Origin of the sequence: Lysinibacillus xylanilyticus, assembly GCF_001183605.1 — a bacterium.
Taxonomy (GTDB): Bacteria; Bacillota; Bacilli; order Bacillales_A; family Planococcaceae; genus Lysinibacillus; species Lysinibacillus xylanilyticus.
Window position 1 is genome coordinate 337,852 of sequence record NZ_LFXJ01000010.1, and the last position, 24,200, is coordinate 362,051.

Consider the following 24,200-nt stretch of genomic DNA (forward strand, 5'->3'; position numbering starts at 1 on the left):
CATATAAGGGAATGAATTTAAAGAGCCCTGTTTTCGACATATACATAGAGGAGGCTATTTTGTGGAGTTAAAACCGACAATGTTGCAAGAACGCGTCGCAACATTAGATATTTTACGTGGTATTAGCTTACTAGGCATTTTACTCGTTAATATGTTTGCCTTTTATTTGCCAATGCCATATATTGATTTGGCATCATGGTTTACTACACCGTCAGATATGGTGTGGCAACAAAATTTAGATATTTATGTTCAAAGTAGCGTTTATCCACTGTTTGCCATGTTATTTGGCTATGGACTCGCTATGCAATGGCAGAAAGCTCAAAGTCGCGAACAAAATTTTTATGAGATAGGACTGCGAAGACTTTCTGTATTATTTGTATTTGGTTTAATACATGCTGTGCTCATTTGGTGGGGCGACATTTTGATGATGTATGCATTTTGCGGCATTTTTTTATTGCTTTTACTACGTCTTCATCCTATTTGGTTATTGTCAATCGGTATTTTGATTAACGGTGTTATGCAAGTTTTTATGTTATTTATTGTAGGATATATTAATTTTAATACGAAAATTGATGAGTATTTAGATATTACTTCGGTAGAGCAGGCGATAACTGCTTACGGAACGGGCAGTTGGGTAGATGCATTTATGCAACGTTTAACCGATTTATCTGTTCAGGCTGGGATCGGCATGTGGTTTGTGGCATTATTTACAATTTTACCATTTATGTTAATTGGTGCAGCGGCCTCTAAATGGCGTTTAGTGGAACGAGCGAAGGAGCTAAAATGGCTTTGGCTTGCATTAGCAATAGCTGGATTAGCAGTTGGTATATTAATCAAGAGCTTACCGATTATGTTTACACGTACGTATTTATTAGACTACTTGAAAGTTTACATAGGTGGTCCGATTTTAGCAGTTGGCTATACGGGGCTCATTGTTTTACTTTGTTTACTTCCAGCTGTATCAAAGTTGCTTAGTCCTTTTGCAAAAATGGGGCGCATGTCATTAACGATGTACATACTTCAATCAATCATAGGAACGTGTTTATTTTATCAATTTGGATTTGGCTGGTATGGAAAAGTGAGCGTCGCAACAGGCGTGTTAATAGCAGTCAGTATTATTATTGTCCAAATGATTGTGGCAGAAATTTGGCTAGCGAAATGGCAACAAGGTCCGTTAGAAGCTTTATGGCGCAAATTAACATATAAGGCGAATGCTAAAGTGGGTTAATGTTTTATCGATATAAGGTATTCGATTCTCATGCAATCTAGCAATCTACGGTGGAAATCAGCCTTCATCTTCTATGTGGTGGAAACATATAGTTAATAATCACGTCTTGTATTATAAGAATAATTTATTGCGATTTGGCTCATCATTAAAGTTGGTGATGACATTTGTTAAAACATATGTCATGTATATAAGTTGATTGGAGTGGAGGCTGGGCGACTCCTTGGGGATTAGCGATAGAGGAACGAAGGCTAAAACCATCACATCCTGTGATAACGCCTTCGTGACCAACATCCTGCTGTTGCTGTCGCTTCGTTGCACTACGCTTTCGCACAGAATGAACCCCTTTTGCTGACGCTGCGTTAGCACTACGCTTTCGCGCAAAAAACATCTGTTGGCCCAAGCGGCTCATCGGACGCCCCCAGGAAGCTCTGCGCGAAAGCGAAGCGTCAGCGGCAAATGTTTTATCTGTGCGAAAGCGAAGCGACAGCAACAAAGCGCCCAGCTGGAACGGAAATCAACCCCACGTTATGGTGAATGGCCCCGCGGTTGATTAGGAATAAAAATTATTGTCGCAAAAGTAAGGCAATTTCTATTATTTTGTTGTATCATGTAGAAAAAAGAAGGAGCTCTGAAAATCATGAAAATTTTATCATTTAAATTAGGTGGACATGTAAGCTTTGGACCAAAAGTAAAAAAAGAAGAAGCGGTATGGGATGTACTCGCTATTCAAAATGAACTTCAAGTTCTCCCTTCTTTTTCAAGTTCAATTGTAGATGGCATTGCTCTAGGCTTTGATTTTGTTGAACAGATTCGTAAATTAGTAGAAGCCGCTGAAAAATCAGACCGTGCAGAAAGCTTCAAACGTGAATTTACAGTGATCGAGTGGTTATCACCGATTCCACGTACACCAAAAAACATTATGTGTATTGGGAAAAACTATGATGAACATGCTAAAGAAATGGGTGCAGAGGCAGCTCCAACAGACTTAATGGTATTTACAAAATCTCCGACTGCTATTGCAGCTGATGGCCAAACAATTTCTATCCATGCTGATCTTTCATCGAGAATGGATTATGAAGGCGAATTAGCAGTTGTCATTGGTAAACGTGGTAAAAATATTCCGAAAAACTTAGCATACGATTATGTATTTGGCTACACGATTGCCAATGATATAACAGCTCGTGATTTACAAGAAAAACATAAGCAATTCTTCTTAGGAAAAAGCTTGGAAGGAACTTGTCCACTTGGACCTTACCTTGTAACAAAAGATGAAATTCCGAATCCACAAGAATTAACAGTGGTAACAAAAGTGAACGACGAAGTTCGTCAAAACGGCTCAACAAAAGATATGATGTTCACTGTAGAATCATTAGTATCGAATTTATCTCAGCATGTAACATTGGAGCCAGGCGATGTTATTTTAACTGGTACTCCAGCGGGTGTTGGCAAAGGCATGAATCCACCTCAGTTCTTAAAAGCTGGTGATACTGTGAAAGTGTCTATCCAAGGCATCGGTACTTTAGTGAATCATTTTGAATAATTTTTCAAATCCGCGTGAGTTTACCTCCGCGGATTTTTAACTTCTTTCAGAGGGTGTTCAAACATCCACTGAAATAGAGGAACTCAGTCTAAGAACGTCACGTCCTGTGGCATTACCGAAATGACCGACATAATGGCTGCCCTCATGTACGCCTAAGCACAAAGCTGAATCCGAACGCATTGTATATCTGTAGCGAAAGCAACAGCGGCAAATGTTTTCTGTGCGAAAGCGAAGCGCCAGCAACAAATGTTTTCTGTGCGAAAGCGAAGCGTCAGGATCAATTATGCCGAGGCAAAATTAATGTAAATTACATGAACACTATTGTAATGTTTGAAACCCTTTCCATCACATGGTAGGATAGAGTTTGATAGAAAAAAGAATATGAGGTGGGACAATAATGGATTTCTTAACTAGCCAAACGCATTTGCATATTACTACTTGGGTAATTGCAATCGTAATCTTTTTAATTGCAGCATTGGGCAAGCAGTCAAAAGGCTTACATATGACTTTACGTTTATTCTACATTTTAATTATCATTACTGGTGGGGCACTATTCTTCCAGTATCAAACTAATGATCCAATGCTTTATGGCATGAAATTCTTAGGCGGTATTTTAGTCATTGGTATGATGGAAATGGTATTAGTTCGTCAAAAGAAAAATAAACCAACCGGCCTGTTTTGGATTTTATTCGCAGTATTCTTATTCATTACATTATTCTTAGGCTTCAAACTGCCAATAGGACTAGATTTCTTGGCATAATTATTTAGAAAAGTCGTGAAGATTTCGCTTCACGGCTTTTATTTTTTGGGGGAAGGTAAATCGCTCAGGTAGCTGGAAAAATTGCTCAGGTAAGCTGGAGAAGTGATCAGGTAGGTCCGAAAACTGCTCAGGTAAGCCGGAGAAATAATCGGGTAGGACAGAAAACTGCTCAGGTAAGTTGAAGAATCGCTCGGCGCCCCCTCCCAAGCCGCCGAATAAATTTATAGGTGAAGTTGACACCTTTTTGCCGTAATTAATTTTGCATTTTCGGAAAATATTTTGAAATGATAGCGACGTGACTATTTTATTTGGTAAAATGACGATGGATTGGTTTGAAAGAGAGGGAAAAAAAGTGAAATTCAAGAAGTGGATAAGTGCGACAGCTGCATCGCTTTTACTAGCAACTTCATTAGTTAGTGCTACACCAGTTGCACATGCTGATGAAGCGTCGGCAAGAACGATTGCAGAAGAAAGCATCTATGATTTACTCGTTGACCGTTTCTTTAATGGTTCGGGCACTAACGATTTTGATACAAATACGCAAGACCCTACTAAGTTTGCAGGAGGCGATTTTGCAGGTTTACAGGATAAACTAAAATTTATCGGAGAGATGGGCTTTACAATAGCTTCTATTGGTCCGATTTTTGCCACTGAGAAATATGATGGATCGATGCCGACGAGCTACTCAACAATTGAACGTCATTTTGGTACAGCTGAGGAGTTTCACAGTGTCATTGAGACCTATAAAGCAAAAAATGTATCGATCATGGTTGATTTTCCACTAAATAATGTAAGTCCGAATCATGAGTGGGCAAAGGATCCAGCGAAAAAGGACTGGATTGCTTCAACGAATAATGGACAAGTACAGTGGGACTTAACAAACAAAGATGTACAAGAAGCACTTATTAAATCAGCAACAGATTTTGTTTCTACATATGATGTTGGTGGGATGCGTTTAACAAATATTGCTGGTGTCGATAAAGGATTTATCAATGAAATGATTAAAGCATTAAAGGATTCGAAAAAATCGCTCTATGTGATTTCTAATGAAGAAAGTGATGCAAACTTTGATGCAAGCATTTCACCGGCTACGGCTGATATTTACCGTAATATATTTAAAAATGTTGATATGGATTCTTCTAAGTTGATGGAACCTCTTACAGGTGAAAAGCCAACTCAAATTATGGTGGATTCGCTAGAAACACGTCGTTTTACATTTGATTCTGCAGCTGAAAATATGTTCCCACCGACGCGTTTGAAAATGGCGATGGGTGCTTTATTTATGATGCCAGGGGTTCCAGTTGTGCAATATGGTACAGAAATTGCAATGAACGGGGAAACAAAGCCAGATACGCACCAAATTTTCAACTTTAAAACAGACGATGAGTTAATCGAATATATTAAAAATGTTCAATCTTTACGTAATAAATCTGAGACATTACGCGACGGTGATTTTGAAGTTATTACAAATGAAAATGGCCTACTTGTATTTACACGAACATCTGATAAAGAGAAATGGGTCATCATGGTTAACAACACTAGTAAAACACAACGCGTTGATTTAACACCTGCTCAACTTGGAGAAGGTAAAATGCTAAATGGTATTTTACACGAAGAAAAAGTTCGTATTAATGAAAAAGACGTGTATCCGGTTATTTTAGATCGTGAAATGGTAGAGATTTATCAAGTTAGAGATGATGAAGGATTAAATGTACCTTATATGGTAGCACTAGGATTAGTATGGGTTATATTCATAGGATTTGTAGTAGTTATTATTAGACGAGGTAAAGTACGACGTAAGGAGCAAGATGTTCAATAATGAAGAGGGGCTTCATCCCTCATTGATTTTACGGGCAGTTATTGCAAGATAAAATGATAAACCCCCTCAACACTTTTAAGTGCGGAGGGGGTTTTTGTTAAGCTTGATAGCTTTTATTTGTAAAGAAGATGGCAATTGTACCTGGTCCTACGTGTGAGCCGATAGCTGAACCGATCATTGTTACTTGAATGGCTTTTGGTGAAAATTTTTCTTGGATAGAAGCTTTTACTTCGTTGGCAAAGTCCACATCATCACTGTGACTAATACCAATAATTTTCTCTGAAAAATTACCGCCGCGCTCTTGCATTAAATCTAACATGCGAGAGACAGCTTTTTTGCGTCCGCGAGATTTTTCAATCGGCACAAGCTTACCGTCCTCTACATTTAAAATAGGTTTAATGCTAAGGAGTCCTCCTAGAAATGCGCTTGCCTTTGATACACGCCCACCTTTAGCAAGGTAATCTAAATCCTCTACTGTAAATAAGTGTTCCATTTGTGGGGTAAGGGCTGTAATTTTTGCTTCGAGTTCCTCCAATGAGGCACCTGTATTTCGGAGTCGAACGGCCTCTTCGACTACTAGGCCAAAACCTAGCGAAGCACATTTAGAATCGATGATAGCTAATTTAAGGGAAGGATATTGCTCCTGAACTTGATTGCGAATCATGACCGCCGTATTATAGGTGCCTGATAGTTCTGATGAAAAGGTAATATAGATACCTTCCTCTTCATTCTTTGCTAGATTTTCGAAATGCTTGAGAAAAAGCTCTGGTGATACTTGGGATGTTTTTGGGCGAGCACCTTGACGAATAGCTTCGTAAATTTCTTTGGAATCAATTGAAATGACATCATCATATTCATTATTGTTCAATTGCACTCGTAGTGGAAGTAGTTCAACATTGTTTTCTTCATAGTAAGACTTTGGTAAATCGCATCCACTATCAGTAAAAATTTTCATCATTTGTCCCCCTAATTTAATATTCTATATGAGAAGTTTTCAAATACCTATACTACATAACAGGTGAACAAGTGTCGAGCTTTCACTTTCCACTCTATGTTTCTCTAAACTATTTCTAAATGAAATGTTATATAGATATATTATCATATCGAGTTTCAGTATAATTGCAACTCAGGAATACTGATGTATTTTTAACTTACTTCAGCGGGTGTCCAAATATCCGCTGCTGACGCTACGCTTTCGCGCAAAAAACATCCGTACCTGTCGCTACGCTTTCGGTCAAAAGACATTCGCTGAAAAAGATGAACTCAGTCTAAGAACGCCACGTCCTGTGGAGACGACTGAGTGACCAACATCTTGCTGGCCTGAAGCCTCCGGACGCACTATGTCGAGGCATAAGTGATCTTTATTCAATAAGTACCCATTAAATAAAAAATACCCCTGAATAGAGTTAAACTGAAAAGAATGAGCTCATCACTATAACGTGTGGTTGATTTCCGTTCCGACTGGGCGCTTTGTTGCTGTCGCTTCGCTTTCGCACAGATAAAACATTTGTTGCTGTCGCTTCGCTTTCGCACAGAGCAGAGCTTCCTGGGGGCGTCCGATGAGCCGCTTGGGCCAACAGATGTTTTTTGCGCGAAAGCGAAGTGCTAACGTAGCGACAGCAACAGCAGGATGTTGGTCACGAAGGCGTTATCACAGGACGTGATGGTTTTAGCCTTCGTTCCTCTATTGCTAATCCCATAAGAGTCGACCAGTCTTCACTCCAATCAACTTTCATAGGTTTTAACAAATGTCATCCAAAACTTTTGGTGATGAGCTAAATAATAGGATATCACTACTTAACTAGGATAATTTCAAGCGATCGATGAGTATTTTAGCGATTCCATCGTCATTATTGGTTGTGGTAATTTCATTGGCAATATTTTTTAAAGTGGGAATGCCATTGCCCATTGCTACACCTATGCCGGCGTAATCAATCATTTCTAAGTCGTTATCTTCATCACCGAATGCAATAATACGCTCGCGTGGGATACCTAAATCTTTTGCCACATGGGCGATTCCCACTGCTTTATTTAAACCGCGGCGAACAATTTCTATAATGTGAAGTGGCGCTCCCCAACGGCGATGCTCAATGACCTCAGCATGAACTTCCTGTAAATGATCACGAATAATCATGGAATTTACTTCATTAGCTTGAATCAGTAAACTAGTTGGGTTATCAAGTAAATGGATATAGAGATCTCCAAGAGTAATTTTTGGATTCCCCATGTTAAAGATATTTAATATACGTTCATCCTCTGTATGCACGTAAATATCGTCCTTAACCTCTGCAATAATATTTTCGTATTCATAGCTATTAATGGATTCGACGACATTATGCACTACGCCTAAATCAATAGGAGTATGCATAGTCTGCCAAGCAGCATTTTTTGGGTGGTGGACATAAGCACCATTAAAATTCACGATGGGCGTTGTAAGGCCAAGCTCGTGATAATATATATCACTCGCACGATAAGGACGACCTGTAGCAATCATAACTTGATGGCCTTGTTCCTTTGCCTGCAATAATGTTTTTTTAGTTTTGGCTGAAATTTGTTGTTGGTCCGTTAATAACGTACCATCTAAGTCTAAAACGATTAAATGCGGTTTCATAGCTCATTGCCCCTTTCCTATAATTTGAATAGTATCTCTTTGTAAACCGTTCGTCAAAATTTTGTCACATCGAGAAAAGTTTGCTAACATAAAGATGAGACAAAAATTGGGAGTGACAAAGATGATTGTTGAGAAAGAATTGTGGGGGAATATTCCTTTATTACATATACATACAGAAAATATGAATGAAACAACCCCAGTAGTGATTTTTTTACATGGCTTTATGAGTGCAAAAGAACATAACTTACATTATGCATATCAATTAGTAGGCAGCGGGGTGCGTGTCCTATTACCAGATGCAAAATTACATGGCGACCGTAGTGAAGGCCTATCTGAGATGAAAATGAGCTTACATTTTTGGGATATTGTTTTAAATTCTATTCATGAAGTTGAACAATTATATAATGAATTAAAGAATAAAAAATTATTAGTGAATGATAAAATTGGCGTTGCTGGTACATCGATGGGTGGAATTGTAACATCAGGCTGTTTAAAGCAGTATGATTGGATCAAAACAGCTGCCGTATGTATGGGCGCACCAGGTTTTCTTAAATTAGCAGAGTATCAATTACAACAATTCGCTAAAAGCGGTGTGGATTTGCCTATGACCGAAGAAGAAGTACATCAAACGAATGAGCTTCTAGCTAAATACGATGTTAGCATAACACCAGAAAAATTCGCAGGACGACCTGTGATATTTTGGCATGGGGAATTAGATAAAACTGTACCTTTCAATGAAACGTATGATTTTTATTTAACTTTACGCAAATACTATGAAACAAATCCAGAAGACTTAAAATTCTTAGCTAACAAAAGAGCAGGCCATGCTGTATCGCGAGATGGTATGTTAGCAGCAACTGAATGGCTTGCACAGCATTTGGCATAATAAGATGCATCTGCTATGATTAAGTTAACACTGTGACGGAAGGAGAAATACAGATGGATCAAGATATGAAAGACAGCATGTTAGGTGCATTAGAAAATGTAATTGACCCTGAGCTTGGTATTGATATCGTCAACTTAGGTTTAGTATATGATGTAGAGTTAGATGAAGAAGGTGCAGCAACTGTTACAATGACATTAACTTCTATGGGCTGCCCACTTGGACCTGTTATTGTTGATCAAGTAAATACAGCTTTAGGTGAGCTTCCTGAGGTAAAAAGTACAAATGTCAACATTGTATGGAATCCACCTTGGTCAAAAGATAAAATGTCACGCTATGCAAAAATGGCATTAGGTGTACGCTAAGTCCACTTAAAGCACGATAAAAAATCCCCGCTTGCAACAGTAAGCGGGGATTTTTGCTGTCGAAAAACTACTGTGCCAATGAAATTAAGGTGGCATATAAAAAATATAGCTCTCGGCAAAAAAAGAGGGGGTGATTTCCGTTCTGGCTGGGCGCTTTGTTGCTGACGCTTCGCTTTCGCACAGATAAACATTTGCCGCTGACGCTTCGCTTTCGCGCAGAGCAGAGCTTCCTGGGGGCGTCCGATGACTCCAATCAACAACTTCTCTTAGTATGTATCTTCTGGCATGTTACTTTTAATTTATAGCGATAAAACGAAACTTCAGCAATGTTTTTATGTGCAAAAGCGGAGCGTCAGCAAGATTAGGTGTACAATAGCATTACTGTTATAAGATTCTTCTGTTTGATTATGGATAAGTTTCCATAGCGTTCACTTTTGAAATACAAAAATTTATAAAAGTTCTACACTATCGCTGATTGGAGTGGAAGGCTACTCGACTCCCGTGGGAAAGCGAGACAGGCGAGACCCTGGACGGAGCGCAGCGGAGGAAGCGGCTCGACGCTCGCCCACAGGAAAGCGAGTAGCCTGGAACGGAAATCCCCCTCATTTAAATATTATAATATTCACAATGATTTCCTTGACCATAACATGAAATCCCCGCTTATAACGCATAAGCGGGGATTTTGCGTGTAACGAATTAATCGATACGACATATTTGTAACGGACAATTCTCACAGGAGATTTCATCCTTTAAAAATTGTAGGTCGTGAATGGTAATATAACCTTTTTCGAAGGATATGATATTGTGCTTTTTTAAGTCATTAAGCATGCGATTAATCATCTCTCGACTCGTCGCACATAAATTAGCGATTTCTGTATTTGTTAATGGGAGGTCAATATAAATAGTATCATTCTCTAAAGGCTTACCATAAGTATTCGAAAGGCGAATGAGTGTTGAAAATAAAGCACCCTTTTTACCATTTAAAATCAAATCTCGTAAACGACTTTGATGCTTTAAATTTTCTGTTTGCAACCACTTCATATATTCCACCATTAAATCAGGTTGTTCCACTAGTAAAAGTTCCAATGATTCACGGCTTAGTACATATAAACTAGAGGGTTCTAAAACTTTAGCAGTCATGGAATTGTAAGTAAGGTTACAAAATAATGAGCCTTCTCCAATAATACTGTCTGGACCACAAATACGAATGGTTAATTCCTTTCCATTCTCCGTTTCCTGACTAATTGAGATAGCTCCTGTTTTTATATAATAAATTTCTTTCGAACGTTCGCCCTCTAAAAAAATTTTACTATCCTTATTCACTTTAATAAAAACACCGTGCTTTTGAAAAAGATCGTGAAATTTTTCTTGTATATTATTCATTATAACCATATCTCCAACACATCGCTTTCTTTTTGTAAAAATGTCTAATTATTACAAAAGAATGGTACAATTTTCGATACTAAAACTAAGAAACATAGTTTTATTATAACGTAATTTTCCAGTTATAAGGGAAGGAATTTTAGTGCTAATTCTTTGCGAAGGTTTGTCGTATGTTGTAAAATAAAGTTAGTCAAAGAAGGTCAAACATTTTTTTTAGAAACAGAATGGCAAACGGGATTCCGCTTAACATTATTGAAAAGGAGTGCTAAATATGCAATTTCAACAAACTAATGACAAAAAACCGTTAGAACAATTTGGTCGTAATTTAATTGAAGAAGTAAAAAACGGCAAAATGGACCCGGTAATCGGTCGTGATGAAGAAATTCGTAATGTTATTCGTATTTTAACACGCAAAACGAAAAATAATCCTGTCTTAATAGGTGAGCCGGGGGTAGGTAAAACAGCAATTGTAGAAGGGTTAGCCCAACGTATCGTAAAAGGCGATGTGCCTGAGGGATTAAAAGATTGCATATTGTATGAGTTGGATATGAGTGCCTTAATAGCAGGGGCTAGTTATCGTGGACAATTTGAAGAGCGCTTAAAGGGTGTTTTAAAAGAGGTAAAAGACTCAGAGGGGCGCATCATTTTATTTATCGATGAAATTCATACAATTGTTGGTGCAGGTAAAACGGATGGCGCGATGGACGCGGGGAATATGTTAAAGCCAATGCTTGCACGAGGTGAGCTACATTGTATCGGGGCTACGACATTAGATGAATACCGTATGTATATTGAAAAAGATCCTGCTTTAGAGCGTCGTTTCCAACAAGTACTTGTACGTGAGCCATCTATTGAAGATACAGTTTCCATTTTACGTGGTTTGAAAGAGCGCTTTGAGTTACATCATGCGGTACGTATTCATGACCGTGCGATTGTAGCGGCAGCAGAACTTTCAAATCGCTATATTACAGAGCGTTTCCTGCCAGATAAGGCCATTGATTTAATCGATGAAGCATGTGCGATGATTCGAACAGAAATTGATTCCATGCCACAGGAATTGGATGCAGTCACACGACGTATTATGCAGCTCGAAATTGAGGAGCAAGCACTACGTAAGGAAAAGGACGAGGCAAGTAAAAAGCGTCTAGAGCAACTCAGTGAAGAATTAACAAAGCTGAAGGAATCCTCTGAGGGCATGCGTAAACAATGGGAAACCGAAAAAGAAGCGTTACATGGCATTCAGAAAAAACGTGAAAAACTTGATAAATACCGCCGTGACTTAGATGAAGCAGAAAGTAAGTATGATTTAAATAAAGCAGCCGAACTACGACATGGGAAAATTCCTACACTTGAAAAGGAAATTCAAGAGATGGAAAAACAATTAGAGAATGCTACGGAATCACGTATTTTACGTGAAGAGGTAACAGCTGAAGAAATCGCATCTATCGTTTCACGTTGGACAGGAATACCAGTGACGAAATTAGTAGAAGGTGAGCGTGAAAAATTATTGCGCTTGAAAGATACATTGCATGAACGTGTAGTCGGACAAGATAATGCTGTACAGCTTGTTACAGAAGCGGTATGGCGTGCTCGAGCTGGCATCAAAGACCCACATCGACCAATTGGTAGCTTTTTATTCCTAGGGCCAACAGGTGTTGGGAAAACAGAACTTGCGAAGGCACTAGCGGCACAGCTGTTTGATTCTGAGGATCATTTTATTCGCATTGATATGAGTGAATATATGGAGAAGCATAGCGTATCACGACTTGTAGGGGCACCTCCAGGCTATGTTGGCTATGAAGAAGGTGGGCAATTAACAGAAGCTGTTCGTCGAAATCCATATTCAGTTGTATTATTAGATGAAATTGAAAAAGCCCACCCTGATATTGCGAATATTTTACTGCAAATTTTAGATGATGGACGTATTACTGATAGCCAAGGTCGTATGGTAAACTTTACGAACACGGTGGTCATTTTAACTTCTAACATTGGCTCAAGCTATTTAATGGAAGCAAAAGAAGACGATATAGCAGTGGAGGATTTAGTGATGGCTGCGCTGCGTCAACATTTTAAACCAGAGCTGTTAAATCGTATGGATGATATTATTATGTTCCATGCACTATCAGATGAGCACTTTACAGCGATTGCTTGGAAATATGTCGAGCAGCTTGTCAAACGAGTTGCAGAGCAAGATATTACTTTACAAGTAGAACAAAATGTAATTGATTGGGTTGTAGAACAAGGAGCAGATGCTCAGTTTGGCGCACGACCACTAAAACGCTTCGTGCAACGTTATATTGAAACTGCAGTTGCAAAAGAATTGCTTCGAGGTGAAGTATTACCAGGAGAAACTTTGCACATTAGAATGCATGATGGTCAATGTATTGTTGAAAAATAACAAAAAAACCTGTTCCGCATTGAGCGAAACAGGTTTTTTCTAGTTGAATTAATGATTGTCTGCAGCTTCTGGAGTTGACTCGTTTGGAATAACTGCACCGATAATGAAAACAAGAATTGTAAATACAACTGATGTTACAATAGCAGTTTGGAAATCAAAATCTACACCAAGTACAGAGCTTACTACGTAGTTTAACATTGTAACTAGTAGGAATGACCATATGAATGTTACGATATATTGCATTAATTTCACCTCAACCGAACTTTTTTATATCATAAAATTTTACTACATATTCATTATCATATCATATCATAAATCGAAAAAAAAAGAACCATTTCTGTGAAACATGGCGAATTTGTCACAACGATAATCTTTCTTTTGTACTTTTATGTAATTTCAGTAGGATCGGCGAAATTCGAGGACGTCGTAAATGCTGAATGCTAGGGAGTGTCCGTGGTTGTTTTAATCTAAGGAAAAGTCGTTCTATTCGTAGTCGAGTCGATTAAGGCAAAAAAGCATTAATTTTAATTCATCTTGCCGCTGTTCTTCAAACCAATGTTAATCTCATACCGAGGTGGCTTATTGGGATTATCTGTGCGTTTGTCATTTTTAATTTGAAACTTTTTTACGTACCATTCGTATTATAACTAGACAATTCGAATTGATAGAACTGAAAAAAGGGAGAAATGAATTTTTGAACCATTGAATGAAACAATTACTTTTTGTAATTTACTTGATTACCATTGCGGATGCGTATTACTCAACGTTGTTTATTGAACCAAAAACACCACCGCAACACCAGACGATTAAAGCGTCAGCTATTACGTCGACACAACTACGGTAGCAAACCAAACAAAAAGAAACTTACAACACGTCGTTTGAAACTTCAACCCATCGAGCGATTTCTTCAGAGCATTAAGCGTTCTAAAGAGAAAATGATCCTTAACGACCTATTAGAAAAAAGATTGGACGTACGCAGATTCATGCGATTGCCACCTTTCATCTTTTTACGATATCAACTTTTACGTTGTTGATAATATATGTTAGCAATTGCTAGGCTAAAGCTGCAGATTTATTTGCAGCTTTTTTTCATTAACCCGTTATTATTAAATTTATCAGCCTCACTTAAATATGCTTTTTCTTGCATCAGCTCTAAAAGTTGGAGATGACATTTGTTAAATCGTATGCCATGTATATAAGTTGATTTTCGTTCCGCCTGGGCGATTCCTTAGGGCTTATCGGACGCCCAAAGTGGGAACGAAAATCAACCCCACATTATCGTGATGAGGAACGTTAAATTTAATTCATCTTGCACCAATACTTCATTATGAGTTATAATTAAGACCAGTTACTAATAATTGATAGTAAGAAAGCAGAGGGGTTGCTAAATGAACGCTGGTATTATAGGAATTGGCAAATACGTTCCGGAGAAAGTCGTTACAAATTTTGATTTAGAAAAAATTATGGACACTTCGGATGAATGGATTCGAACTCGTACAGGGATTGAAGAACGCCGTTTTGCCGCAGATGACCAAGAAACTTCAGATTTAGCAGTAGCTGCAGCAAAAGAAGCTATTGCAAAAGCAGGTATTACGCCAGAGGAAATAGGCTTAATCCTTGTAGCAACTGTAACACAAGATCAAAACTTTCCAAGTGTAGCATGTATGGTTCAGGAGCAAATTGGAGCAGTCAATGCGGCTGCGATGGACCAAGCGGCTGCATGTGCAGGATTTATATATAGTTTAGTGACAGCAAAGCAGTTTGTAGAATCAAATACTTATAAATATGTCTTAGTAGTAGGTGTTGAAAAGCTGTCGAAAGTACTTGATTGGGAAGATCGTAATACCGCTGTGTTATTCGGTGACGGTGCAAGTGCAGCAGTTGTTGGTCCAGTATCAGAAGGTAGAGGTATTTTATCATTTGAGCTTGGAGCTGACGGTACAGGTGGAAAGAACTTGTATTTAACACAGCAAGACACAATCGCTATGAATGGCCGTGAAGTATTTAAGTTTGCAGTTCGTCAAATGGGTGAATCTGCAGTAAACGTATTAGAAAAAGCAGGTTTAACAAAAGAAGACGTAGATTTTTTAGTGCCGCATCAGGCGAATATTCGAATTATGGAATCTGCTCGAGAGCGTCTAGAACTACCACCGGAAAAAATGTCGAAAACGATTCACAAATATGGTAATACGTCGGCAGCGTCTATAGGTATTTCTTTGGTAGATGAGCTTGAGGCAGGTAAGATTAAAGATGATGATTTATTAGTACTTGTTGGATTTGGCGGTGGCTTAACATGGGGTGCCGTTACAGTTAGATGGGGAAAATAAAAAACGAAAAATGCTTGAGGGGAGTAATACAATGAGTAAACGACGAGTAGTAATTACAGGAATTGGCGCAGTTACACCACTAGGAAATAGCATCGAAGAAACATGGACTAACATTAAAGCAGGAAAATCTGGCGTCGGCGAATTAACACGTTTAAATAAAGATCTTTTCGCAGCAAAAATTGCCGCTGAAGTGAAGGACTTTGATATAGAAAAATATATTGAACGTAAAGAAGCGCGTAAAATGGATCGCTTTACACATTATGCTTTAGCAGCGTCCATCATGGCGATGGAAGATGCACAATTAACAATCGATGAAGAGCTAGCACCACGTGCAGGTGTCTGGATTGGCTCTGGAATCGGTGGTATGGAAACATACGAACAACAATTTTTAACATTCCAAGAGCGTGGAGCAAGACGTGTAAGTCCATTTCTAGTTCCAATGATGATTCCAGATATGGCTTCAGGCCAAGTGTCGATTCACCTTGGTGCGAAGGGAATTAATTCTTGTTCAGTAACTGCTTGTGCTTCAGGTACAAACTCTATTGGGGATGCTTTTAAAGTAATTGAACGAGGCGATGCAGATGTTATGATTACTGGTGGTGCTGAGGCGCCAATCGTTAGGATGGCAGTAGCAGGCTTCTGCTCAAATACTGCATTATCTTTAAATACAGATCCAGAAACAGCTAGCCGTCCATTCGATAAAAATCGTGATGGTTTCATTATCGGTGAAGGTGCAGGTATTGTTATTTTGGAGGAGTATGAGCACGCAAAAGCACGCGGTGCAAAAATCTATGCAGAAGTTCTTGGCTACGGTGCAACAGGGGATGCACATCATATTACAGCTCCAGCTCCAGAAGGAGAAGGTGCTTCTCGTGCTATGATGCAAGCTTTAACTGATGGCGGCGTAGAAGCTTCACAAGTAGACTATATTAACGCACATGGAACAAGTACACCATATAACGATTTATTTGAAACACAGGCAGTAAAAACAGTCTTTGGTGAACATGCCTATAATCTTGCAATGAGTTCTACAAAATCAATGACAGGTCATTTATTAGGTGCAGCTGGTGGTGTTGAAGCTATTTTCACAGCGCTTGCACTTAAAGAAGGCATTTTACCACCGACAATTAATTTAACAGATCCAGATCCAGATTGTGATTTAGATTATGTACCGAATGAAGCTCGAAAAGCAGATATTAAATATGCTATGAGTAACTCACTTGGGTTTGGTGGACACAACGCTAGTCTACTATTCAAAAAAATCGAGGAATAATAAAGTAAAACTATAATCAGTGGGAGGTTCTTCATCTTCCACTGATTTTTAGTATTCACCAAAGGGCTGTTTAATCACTATAAATTAGATTGACATGCCACAAGATGCACGCTAAGAGAAGTGGTTGATTGGAGTGGAGACTGGGCGACTCCTTGGGGATTAGCAATAGAGGAACGAAGGCTAAAACCATCACGTCCTGTGATAACGCCTTCGTGACCAACATCGTGCTGCTGACGCTGCGTTAGCACTACGCTTTCGCGCAAAAAACATCTGTTGGCCCAAGCGGCTCATCGGACGCCCCTAGGAAGCTCTGCTCTGCGCGAAAGCGAAGCGTCAGCAACAAAGCGCCCAGTCGGAACGGAAATCAACCACTTGTTTTACAGAAGAGCCTTACTTTATTTAATATGATCAAAAAAACGTCAGCCCATTTTATTTACGTGGCTGACGTCTTTTTTTATAGTTTTGTGAATAGATGATAATTAAGAAGAAATAGAAAGGATGCTCTTATCTTGTTCCGACTATTTTTATTTTTAATGAGCTATGGCTTATTGATTCTCTCCGTAGGGAATCTCATCTTGTATTTAAATTATCGTACACTTGGATATACCTGGCTAGTGGTTTTTAAGTTCATGGCACAAACATCAGCATTTTATCTGGCCATTGGATCAGCCGTTGTGTTATGTGCTGTTGTGCTTGATCTTGGTTATGATAAAACTTTAAATGAAAAAGATAAGATGTAACTCTTAAATTACTCTCTTTTTGGCCAAGCTCTTCTGATTATCTCTATGATAAATTTTTATTTTTAGCGACGTGCACGACCAAGGCCCATTGCTTCTTCCATACGTTTTAATGTAGCACTTGCAATTGCATTTGCCTTTTCAGCACCTGCATCTAAAATAGTATCTAATTCTGAGGATTCTACCAAATTATAGAACTTCTCTTGAATTGGAGTCAGGTGATCAATAACCGCTGCTGCCACACCTTGCTTAAAACCACCATAGCCAACGCCTTCGTATTTTTTTACAAGATCGTCAATAGATACACCTGAAATGGCAGATTCGATTGTTAGTAAATTAGAAACACCAGGTTTATTTTCTACATCAAATGCCACAAAACCATCAGAGTCAGTAACAGCTGACTTGATTTTTTTCTCAATATCTTTCGCTGAATCTAAAAGCTTAATTGTCGCTTTTGTATTTGGATCAGATTTACTCATTTTCTTTGTTGGCTCTTGTAGTGATTTGATACGAGCCCCTGCTTTTGGTAATTGAATTTCAGGAATCGTTAAAACGTCACCATAACGTTTGTTAAAGCGCTCTGCTAAATCACGAGTAAGCTCAATATGCTGCTTTTGATCATCACCGACAGGAACAATGTTTGTATTATACAAAAGGATATCTGCTGCCATTAATGGTGGATATGTTAGTAGAGCGGCAGATACGCTTTCCTTACCGTGAGATTTATCCTTGAACTGTGTCATACGTTCAAGCTCACCGATCGATGCAACACATTGTAACATCCATCCTGCCTGTGCATGAGCGGGCACTTCTGATTGAATAAATAATGTAGATTTTTTAGGATCGATACCAGTAGCGATATACATAGCTGCTAGGTTGCGAATATTTTGACGTAATTCCTTTGGATCTTGTGCCACTGTTATTGCATGCTGATCGACGATACAATAAACAGCGTCTCCTTCATCTTGTAATGCAGGGAATTGCTTAAACGCACCTAAATAATTCCCTAGAGTTACAATACCTGTTGGCTGTACGCCTGAAAAAATAGTTGTCATTGTCATTTCCTCCTTGAATTTTGTTGCCTCAGATAGTCTTTACATAAGACCAGGTCAATTGTTCCAAAATAAAAAACATCATGCGTCCTCATTAGTTTTCTAATGAAGGGACGAATGATGTTTGAATCCGCGGTACCACCCAGCTTGCCTAAATAGGCCACTTTACTTCGTAACGTGAAGGGACGAGCTCTGCTAATAGACTCCAGTAAGGAAATTAAGACGTTCACAAAGCTAACTCGGAAGCCCATTCCAAATGCTTACACGATCTGTTTGCAGCAACCACAGACTCTCTAAACGTGTAAAGTGCAAATGTACTACTCTTCGTCAGCGTTTTTTATTTAGTTCAATAACTGTCTTCCAAGTGTATAGATGAGGTGAACTCACCAAAGACATAATTGATTGATTGCAAAAAATTATATTATAAAGGCTTAGTGAAATGCAAGTGTGCAAAGTCAGACTTTTGGCGGTGGTCATTCTCGAAAAAAAATTATATGCTATTTTTGTTGCTTTTTTTATCCATTTAGCATTCTAGAAAAGCTCCCAGTCGGTATGGAAATTAACCAAACGTTATGGTGATGAGCTATTTATTTGAAAATGCAACCAATATTAGTAAATATACGTCTATATTGTACACACTGAACTGACAATATTCTCGTTTAAATTTTTTAAATGAGAACAAAAACAATCAGAGATGAGTGTTTAAAATACGCTACGAATGGGTATATTATTAGTAGTTCATTAGACATGACAAGAAGTAACTGCTGCTTTGAAAAGTTAAACAAATAGACAGAAAATTTAGTGTGATAAGGTTATTCTTTTTTTATTGGGACTATATTCAAACATCACAGAGTACTGTATAATGGTATGTAGATTACATTACATTAATTCTAATTTAACACACTGGTTATAGATAATGATTAAATGGAAAGGATGTGTCAGTATGATAGTAACTTTATTTACATCACCAAGTTGTACGTCTTGCCGAAAAGCGAAAGCATGGTTAGAGGAGCATGAAATTCCATATACAGAACGTAATATATTTTCCGAACCATTAAGCATTAGTGAAATTAAAGAAATTTTGCGTATGACAGAGGATGGTACGGATGAAATTATTTCAACTCGATCAAAGATTTTCCAGAAATTGAATGTTGATGTTGAAAGCTTACCATTACAACGTTTATATGAGTTAATTCAAGAGTATCCAGGTTTATTACGTCGTCCAATCATTTTAGATGAGAAACGTTTACAAGTTGGCTACAATGAGGATGAAATTCGTCGTTTCCTACCTCGTAAGGTTCGTGCGTATCAATTGCAAGAAGCACAGCGTATGGTGAACTAATATCTCCGTATTCTGCATAGAATAAGTATTAGATGTTACATGTGCATCAAGCATATTGTGACATCTATTTTTTTTTGTTTTACTTATGTAAAACCTTCTATATAAAGTATAATAAATAATAGGGAGAAGTCATATATTTCCGTAAAGTATGTTAAACTTGATTTAAACTTAATAGTTTACTACAATTTCAATAATTCAAATATCTTCTGTGAAACGGTGTATATCCTTTTCATTTTATGACAGAACAGCATACAATATAATTAGAGACAACTGTGGACAATTAATTTTATTTTTGATTTCGGTTGCTCAAGAGTTTTACTGTAGTGTGGTCAAAGGTTGAAAAACAAAACGGAGTATGAGGTTAAAAACAATGAATAAAAGCATACTAATGAAACAAAACTGTTTTTCGACAAATGACAGTGAAGGGAGATGAGGTCTAGTGGACATCGAACGTGTAAACGAAAATACACTCAAGCTCTTTATTACGTACAATGATATAGAGGATCGCGGCTATAGTCGTGAAGAAATCTGGTACAATCGAGCAAAGGGTGAACAACTTTTTTGGGATATGATTGATGAAGTAAACACGGAGGATTACTTTGATGTAGAAGGTCCTATTTGGATTCATATCAATGCGTCTGAAGTAGGCTTAGAAATCATTGTCACACGTGCACATATTTTAAAAGACGGTGAAACCTTAGATGGTTCTTCGCAATTTGACGAACACAAAGAGATGTTTGCCCCATTCGAGGACGTTGGAGAGGATCTTCTCAGTCAACTAACTCAGTTTGGTGACTTAGATGAGTCAGAGTTATTTATGGATACAGACATTTATGTTTATAAATTTAAAGATATTGATGAGTTAATCCCTGTAGCGAAACGCATGACAGATGAATTAGTGGATTCCTCATTATTTAAATATGAAAATTGGTACTATTTAGTAGTAGACTTTGCGAACGCAGATGAAGAACTGAATCATCACGATAGAAATGCCGTTATTAAAGAATTTTTAATACCATCAAATTTCACAATCCATCGCTTAGAGGAATATGGCGAAAAAATTATAGAATTTAATTGCTTTGAAACAGTACGAAAATATTTTATTTAAAGTAATGAGTACTTGATTCAGTGGCTTAGACTGTAAACAAACTTGGTGATTATCAAGTTTATTTACAGTCTTTTTATTTAAAAGGATTAAAAAGATAGCAATTTTAACGTCTTTCAGCGGTGTCCGAACATCGTAGAATCGGAAAGGAGTTCACATAGGATGTTAGCCTAAAATCATCGCATCCATGCGATAACGGCTAACTGACCTGCATCACGCAGGCCTAAGCACAAAACCGATTCCGGAGGTATTGTTTATCTATAGCGAAAGCGTAGCGGCAGCTACAATTATGCCGAGGCAAAATTGATATTTCAAGAAAAAGCCGTTCTTTATTTGTTGCTATAAAAACACTCCTTTACAATTAGTTAAAAAGGAGATGATTTTATGCTTATGGCCTATAACGAGCAGCGGCAGATTTTTCTTCCATACCAATATTCAAGGGAAGCTTTACAACGATATAGGCGGCAGATGAAATTTTATTGTCCCCAATGCCAACAGCCTGTTCAATTAAAGATAGGTAAATATAATATCCCTCATTTCGCTCATATTGCTAATAATAGCTGTGTACAGTTATTTGCAGAGGGTGAATCAAAACTTCATTTACAAGGGAAAGTCCAATTATTTGAATGGCTGAGAAAACTCGGGCATACAGTAAAGCTGGAGCCTTATTTACAGAAACTTTCACAGCGACCAGATATGCTTCTGATAAAGGAGCAAAAGCAAATTGCCATTGAATTTCAATGTAGTACAATTTCACATGAAAAGTGGCAACTGCGTACATCTGGATACGAGAATAATTCTATACAGCCATTGTGGCTTTTTCAAACACCTCAAAGACAATCTACACAAGGTATTCAAAAAATTTCTATTTCCCCAATTATGCAAAAGATGATAATTGCCACAGCACGAGGCTTGGCTTATTTGGTGACCTATGATGCAAACACATCGAGATTTATTTATTGGACGAATCTTCTTCATGTTCATGGGCATACTTTTATAGGTAAAGTACAGGAACTAACTATTCACAAGCAACATTTTCCTTTTTATGAGCCTAAGTCAATTTCGAAAGAGGAATTTCATCTTTATTGGCAGCTTTATAAAAAGCATTGTAAGCAATTCGTATATCAACGTTTATTACATAGTAAAAGTGGGGTACAAGATTCATTTTTACGAAGTTGTTATGAATTACGTTTTGCTTTAATCGCTATGCCTGATTACGTAGGTGTTCCGGTAAAAGATGCGGAAGCGATACCGATGTTTTCTATTGAGTGGCAAACGATCTTACATTATTTTTGTCGTCGTTTACAATTAGTACCTCATGAACTAAACGAGGGAAATATTCGATCGTTTTTAATTCAACAAAATGTAGAGGTAACAAATCAAACAGTACAAGCAATCAAAAATTATGGAATGGTGCTGGCGAAAAGTTATAAGGAAAATGATTGTTTTCCGGATATTTGTGAGCAGGTGTACGCACATTTATTTGCAATTGCCACAATATACTGAGAAAATATGAGAGTATAGGAAAAACTCACATATAAAGGGGGCTGGCACATGGCTAGTAATAAAGTTTTAATAAGAAATGAAGTTCCAGAAGAGTTAACTTGGCGCTTGGAGGATATATTTGCTACTGACGCTCTATGGGAAGAGGAGTATAAAGAAGTTTCAGAAATTGCAAAAAAGGCATCTAGCTTTGCAGGTACTTTAAAAAACGGAGCAGATGCGTTATTAGCAGTTCTTACTTATCACGATGATATTTATCAACGTACAATGAAGCTTTACACGTATGCTCATATGCGTAATGACCAAGATACGACAAATAGCTTCTACCAAGATATGAATAGTCGTATTCAAACATTAGCGACTAGTATCTCAGCTGCCCTAGCGTTTTTAACACCTGAGATTTTATCGTTGAGTGGAGAAACGATAGAACAGTACTTAGCAGAAAACAAAGATTTACAACTGTATAAGCAATCCTTAATTGAAATAACGATGGCACGTCCGCACGTTTTACCAGCAGAACATGAAGCATTACTTGCACAAATGTCTGAGGTTACAGGTACTGCTTCCAATACATTTAGTATGTTAAATAACGCTGATATGGTCTTCCCAAAAGTAAAAAATGAAGAAGGGGAAGAAGTACAGCTAACTCAAGGTAACTACATTAAGTTTCTAGAAAGTAAAGATCGTACTGTTCGTGAAAATGCCTTTAAAGCAATGTATGAAACTTACGGTAACTTTAAAAATACGTTTTCGTCTACATTAACTGGCAATGTTAAAAAGCATAATGTTAACGCACGTATCCGTAATTATGATTCCGCACGCCACGCAGCAATGTCTAACAATTTCATTCCAGAAAGTGTTTATGATCAATTAGTAGAAACAATCCATAAGCATTTACCAGCTATGCAGCGCTATATTTCATTACGTAAGAAACTTTTAGGTGTGGATGAACTGCATATGTGGGATTTATTTGCTCCACTCGTTAAGGAAGTCGATATGAAAGTCACTTACGACGATGCTAAGGATATTTTAGTAAAGGCTTTAGCGCCACTAGGTGAGGAATATCAAGGGATTGTTCAGGGTGGTCTTGATAACCGTTGGGTGGATGTCTTAGAAAACAAAGGGAAACGCAGTGGTGCGTACTCTTCAGGTGCTTATGGGACGAATCCATACATTTTAATGAACTGGCAAGACAATGTTAATAATCTATTTACACTAGCTCATGAATTTGGTCATAGTGTACACAGTTATTATTCACGTAAAAATCAGCCGTTCGTTTATGGTGATTATTCTATTTTTGTGGCTGAAGTAGCTTCGACATGTAATGAAGAACTGTTAAATGATTATTTACTTAAAACAATTGAAGATCCACAACAGAAAATTTATTTATTAAATCATTGGTTAGATGGCTTCAGAAGTACTGTTTTCAGACAAACAATGTTTGCTGAATTTGAACACCTAATCCACCAAATGGATAAGAATGGTGAATCTTTAACAGCAGAGCGTTTAACAGAGGTTTACTATAATTTAAATAAACAATACTTCGGCGAGGATATAGTTGTAGATGAGGAAATCGGCTTAGAATGGGCTCGTATTCCACACTTCTACTATAATTACTATGTGTATCAATATGCTACAGGTAAGTCAGCTGCAACAGCATTAAGTAAACAGATTTTAGAAGAGGGTACACCAGCTGTAGAACGTTATATTAATAACTTCTTAAAAGCAGGTTGCTCTGATTTCCCAATTGAGGTATTAAAGGCAGCGGGTGTTGATATGAACGTTGCTAAGCCGATTGATGATGCATGTAAAGTATTTGAAGAACGTTTAAATGAGTTAGAAAAATTATTGTTGAATAATTAATTTTGGAGGCT

The 24,200-nt window shown here is 37.8% G+C and carries 20 protein-coding genes and 1 other annotated feature; of the genes, 14 read left to right on the forward strand and 6 right to left on the reverse strand.

Features of this window, described 5'->3' with window-relative positions; translation table 11 throughout:
• Positions 1–61 precede the first annotated feature (61 nt).
• A complete protein-coding gene (locus ACZ11_RS19135; protein WP_049668131.1) occupies positions 62–1,228 on the forward strand; it encodes a DUF418 domain-containing protein in 1,167 nt (388 codons plus the stop codon).
• Between the two features lie 145 nt (positions 1,229–1,373).
• Here ACZ11_RS19135 and ACZ11_RS19140 read toward each other — a convergent pair whose 3' ends face one another.
• A complete protein-coding gene (locus ACZ11_RS19140) occupies positions 1,374–1,637 on the reverse strand; it encodes a hypothetical protein (protein ID WP_049668132.1) in 264 nt (87 codons plus the stop codon).
• Positions 1,638–1,865: 228 nt separating this feature from the next.
• Here ACZ11_RS19140 and ACZ11_RS19145 point away from each other — a divergent pair, with 228 nt between their 5' ends.
• From ACZ11_RS19145 to ACZ11_RS19155, 3 genes are all read left to right on the forward strand, one after another.
• Positions 1,866–2,768, forward strand: a complete 903-nt coding sequence (locus ACZ11_RS19145; protein WP_049668133.1) for a fumarylacetoacetate hydrolase family protein — start codon at positions 1,866–1,868, stop codon at positions 2,766–2,768.
• Positions 2,769–3,165: 397 nt separating this feature from the next.
• Positions 3,166–3,528: a YisL family protein gene (locus ACZ11_RS19150; RefSeq protein ID WP_049668134.1), complete on the forward strand. Its 363-nt coding sequence runs from the start codon at positions 3,166–3,168 to the stop codon at positions 3,526–3,528.
• 352 nt (positions 3,529–3,880) lie between these two features.
• The gene (locus ACZ11_RS19155) at positions 3,881–5,347 is read left to right on the forward strand and encodes an alpha-amylase family glycosyl hydrolase (protein WP_049668729.1); all 1,467 of its coding nucleotides are present in this window, start codon (positions 3,881–3,883) and stop codon (positions 5,345–5,347) included.
• Between the two features lie 97 nt (positions 5,348–5,444).
• On the opposite strand, the gene ACZ11_RS19160 is transcribed toward ACZ11_RS19155, so the two are convergent.
• Both ACZ11_RS19160 and ACZ11_RS19165 read right to left on the reverse strand, forming a co-directional pair.
• A complete protein-coding gene (locus tag ACZ11_RS19160) occupies positions 5,445–6,302 on the reverse strand; it encodes a DegV family protein (RefSeq protein WP_049668135.1) in 858 nt (285 codons plus the stop codon).
• Between the two features lie 846 nt (positions 6,303–7,148).
• Positions 7,149–7,958: a Cof-type HAD-IIB family hydrolase gene (locus tag ACZ11_RS19165; protein WP_049668136.1), complete on the reverse strand. Its 810-nt coding sequence runs from the start codon at positions 7,956–7,958 to the stop codon at positions 7,149–7,151.
• Between the two features lie 121 nt (positions 7,959–8,079).
• On the opposite strand from ACZ11_RS19165, the gene ACZ11_RS19170 reads away from it, so the two are divergent.
• Positions 8,080–8,844, forward strand: a complete 765-nt coding sequence (locus ACZ11_RS19170) for a prolyl oligopeptidase family serine peptidase (protein WP_049668137.1) — start codon at positions 8,080–8,082, stop codon at positions 8,842–8,844.
• A gap of 53 nt (positions 8,845–8,897) precedes the next feature.
• Positions 8,898–9,206, forward strand: coding sequence for a metal-sulfur cluster assembly factor (locus ACZ11_RS19175; protein WP_049668138.1), 309 nt, complete (start codon positions 8,898–8,900; stop codon positions 9,204–9,206).
• 696 nt (positions 9,207–9,902) lie between these two features.
• Here the strand turns inward: ACZ11_RS19175 and ACZ11_RS19185 are convergent.
• Positions 9,903–10,589 carry a Crp/Fnr family transcriptional regulator gene (locus tag ACZ11_RS19185; RefSeq protein ID WP_049668140.1) on the reverse strand — a complete coding sequence of 229 codons (687 nt, stop codon included), beginning with the start codon at positions 10,587–10,589 and terminating at the stop codon, positions 9,903–9,905.
• 271 nt (positions 10,590–10,860) lie between these two features.
• Between ACZ11_RS19185 and ACZ11_RS19190 the strand changes: the two genes are divergently transcribed.
• Positions 10,861–12,987 (forward strand): ATP-dependent Clp protease ATP-binding subunit, encoded by a 2,127-nt coding sequence (locus ACZ11_RS19190; RefSeq protein WP_082172846.1) that lies wholly within the window; start codon positions 10,861–10,863, stop codon positions 12,985–12,987.
• Between the two features lie 48 nt (positions 12,988–13,035).
• Here ACZ11_RS19190 and ACZ11_RS19195 read toward each other — a convergent pair whose 3' ends face one another.
• Positions 13,036–13,230: a YjzD family protein gene (locus ACZ11_RS19195; protein WP_049668141.1), complete on the reverse strand. Its 195-nt coding sequence runs from the start codon at positions 13,228–13,230 to the stop codon at positions 13,036–13,038.
• Positions 13,231–14,375: 1,145 nt separating this feature from the next.
• Between ACZ11_RS19195 and ACZ11_RS19200 the strand changes: the two genes are divergently transcribed.
• The 3 genes from ACZ11_RS19200 to ACZ11_RS19210 all read left to right on the forward strand — a co-directional run bounded on the left by ACZ11_RS19200 (position 14,376) and on the right by ACZ11_RS19210 (position 17,327).
• The gene (locus tag ACZ11_RS19200) at positions 14,376–15,314 is read left to right on the forward strand and encodes a beta-ketoacyl-ACP synthase III (protein ID WP_049668142.1); all 939 of its coding nucleotides are present in this window, start codon (positions 14,376–14,378) and stop codon (positions 15,312–15,314) included.
• A 31-nt stretch (positions 15,315–15,345) separates the two neighbouring features.
• Positions 15,346–16,587 (forward strand): beta-ketoacyl-ACP synthase II, encoded by a 1,242-nt coding sequence (fabF, locus tag ACZ11_RS19205; protein ID WP_049668731.1) that lies wholly within the window; start codon positions 15,346–15,348, stop codon positions 16,585–16,587.
• Positions 16,588–17,096: 509 nt separating this feature from the next.
• Positions 17,097–17,327 (forward strand): hypothetical protein, encoded by a 231-nt coding sequence (locus ACZ11_RS19210; RefSeq protein WP_049668143.1) that lies wholly within the window; start codon positions 17,097–17,099, stop codon positions 17,325–17,327.
• 62 nt (positions 17,328–17,389) lie between these two features.
• Here the strand turns inward: ACZ11_RS19210 and trpS are convergent, their stop codons facing one another.
• Complete coding sequence (trpS, locus tag ACZ11_RS19215) at positions 17,390–18,379, reverse strand: tryptophan--tRNA ligase (protein WP_049668144.1); 990 nt, start codon at positions 18,377–18,379, stop codon at positions 17,390–17,392.
• Between the two features lie 103 nt (positions 18,380–18,482).
• Positions 18,483–18,716: a binding site (T-box leader), on the reverse strand.
• A gap of 606 nt (positions 18,717–19,322) precedes the next feature.
• On the opposite strand from trpS, the gene spxA reads away from it, so the two are divergent.
• The 4 genes from spxA to pepF all read left to right on the forward strand — a co-directional run bounded on the left by spxA (position 19,323) and on the right by pepF (position 24,189).
• On the forward strand, positions 19,323–19,718 hold the full coding sequence (spxA, locus tag ACZ11_RS19220; RefSeq protein ID WP_024362527.1) for a transcriptional regulator SpxA: 396 nt from the start codon (positions 19,323–19,325) through the stop codon (positions 19,716–19,718).
• 439 nt (positions 19,719–20,157) lie between these two features.
• Positions 20,158–20,826, forward strand: coding sequence for an adaptor protein MecA (gene mecA, locus ACZ11_RS19225; protein ID WP_049668145.1), 669 nt, complete (start codon positions 20,158–20,160; stop codon positions 20,824–20,826).
• A gap of 381 nt (positions 20,827–21,207) precedes the next feature.
• Positions 21,208–22,329 (forward strand): competence protein CoiA, encoded by a 1,122-nt coding sequence (locus ACZ11_RS19230; protein ID WP_049668146.1) that lies wholly within the window; start codon positions 21,208–21,210, stop codon positions 22,327–22,329.
• Between the two features lie 48 nt (positions 22,330–22,377).
• Positions 22,378–24,189, forward strand: coding sequence for an oligoendopeptidase F (gene pepF / locus ACZ11_RS19235; RefSeq protein ID WP_049668147.1), 1,812 nt, complete (start codon positions 22,378–22,380; stop codon positions 24,187–24,189).
• Positions 24,190–24,200: the final 11 nt, after the last annotated feature.

What these genes read in the sequence shown, in the direction of transcription:
- ACZ11_RS19230 (WP_049668146.1), top strand. Translation starts at nt 21,208, where the DNA reads ATGCTTATGGCCTATAACGAGCAGCGGCAGATTTTTCTTCCATACCAA.
- ACZ11_RS19150 (WP_049668134.1), top strand. Translation starts at nt 3,166, where the DNA reads ATGGATTTCTTAACTAGCCAAACGCATTTGCATATTACTACTTGGGTA.
- pepF (WP_049668147.1), top strand. Translation starts at nt 22,378, where the DNA reads ATGGCTAGTAATAAAGTTTTAATAAGAAATGAAGTTCCAGAAGAGTTA.
- ACZ11_RS19165 (WP_049668136.1), bottom strand. Translation starts at nt 7,958, where the DNA reads ATGAAACCGCATTTAATCGTTTTAGACTTAGATGGTACGTTATTAACG.
- trpS (WP_049668144.1), bottom strand. Translation starts at nt 18,379, where the DNA reads ATGACAACTATTTTTTCAGGCGTACAGCCAACAGGTATTGTAACTCTA.
- ACZ11_RS19195 (WP_049668141.1), bottom strand. Translation starts at nt 13,230, where the DNA reads ATGCAATATATCGTAACATTCATATGGTCATTCCTACTAGTTACAATG.
- fabF (WP_049668731.1), top strand. Translation starts at nt 15,346, where the DNA reads ATGAGTAAACGACGAGTAGTAATTACAGGAATTGGCGCAGTTACACCA.
- ACZ11_RS19160 (WP_049668135.1), bottom strand. Translation starts at nt 6,302, where the DNA reads ATGAAAATTTTTACTGATAGTGGATGCGATTTACCAAAGTCTTACTAT.
- ACZ11_RS19140 (WP_049668132.1), bottom strand. Translation starts at nt 1,637, where the DNA reads ATGAGCCGCTTGGGCCAACAGATGTTTTTTGCGCGAAAGCGTAGTGCT.
- ACZ11_RS19175 (WP_049668138.1), top strand. Translation starts at nt 8,898, where the DNA reads ATGGATCAAGATATGAAAGACAGCATGTTAGGTGCATTAGAAAATGTA.
- ACZ11_RS19145 (WP_049668133.1), top strand. Translation starts at nt 1,866, where the DNA reads ATGAAAATTTTATCATTTAAATTAGGTGGACATGTAAGCTTTGGACCA.
- ACZ11_RS19185 (WP_049668140.1), bottom strand. Translation starts at nt 10,589, where the DNA reads ATGAATAATATACAAGAAAAATTTCACGATCTTTTTCAAAAGCACGGT.
- ACZ11_RS19190 (WP_082172846.1), top strand. Translation starts at nt 10,861, where the DNA reads ATGCAATTTCAACAAACTAATGACAAAAAACCGTTAGAACAATTTGGT.
- ACZ11_RS19170 (WP_049668137.1), top strand. Translation starts at nt 8,080, where the DNA reads ATGATTGTTGAGAAAGAATTGTGGGGGAATATTCCTTTATTACATATA.
- ACZ11_RS19200 (WP_049668142.1), top strand. Translation starts at nt 14,376, where the DNA reads ATGAACGCTGGTATTATAGGAATTGGCAAATACGTTCCGGAGAAAGTC.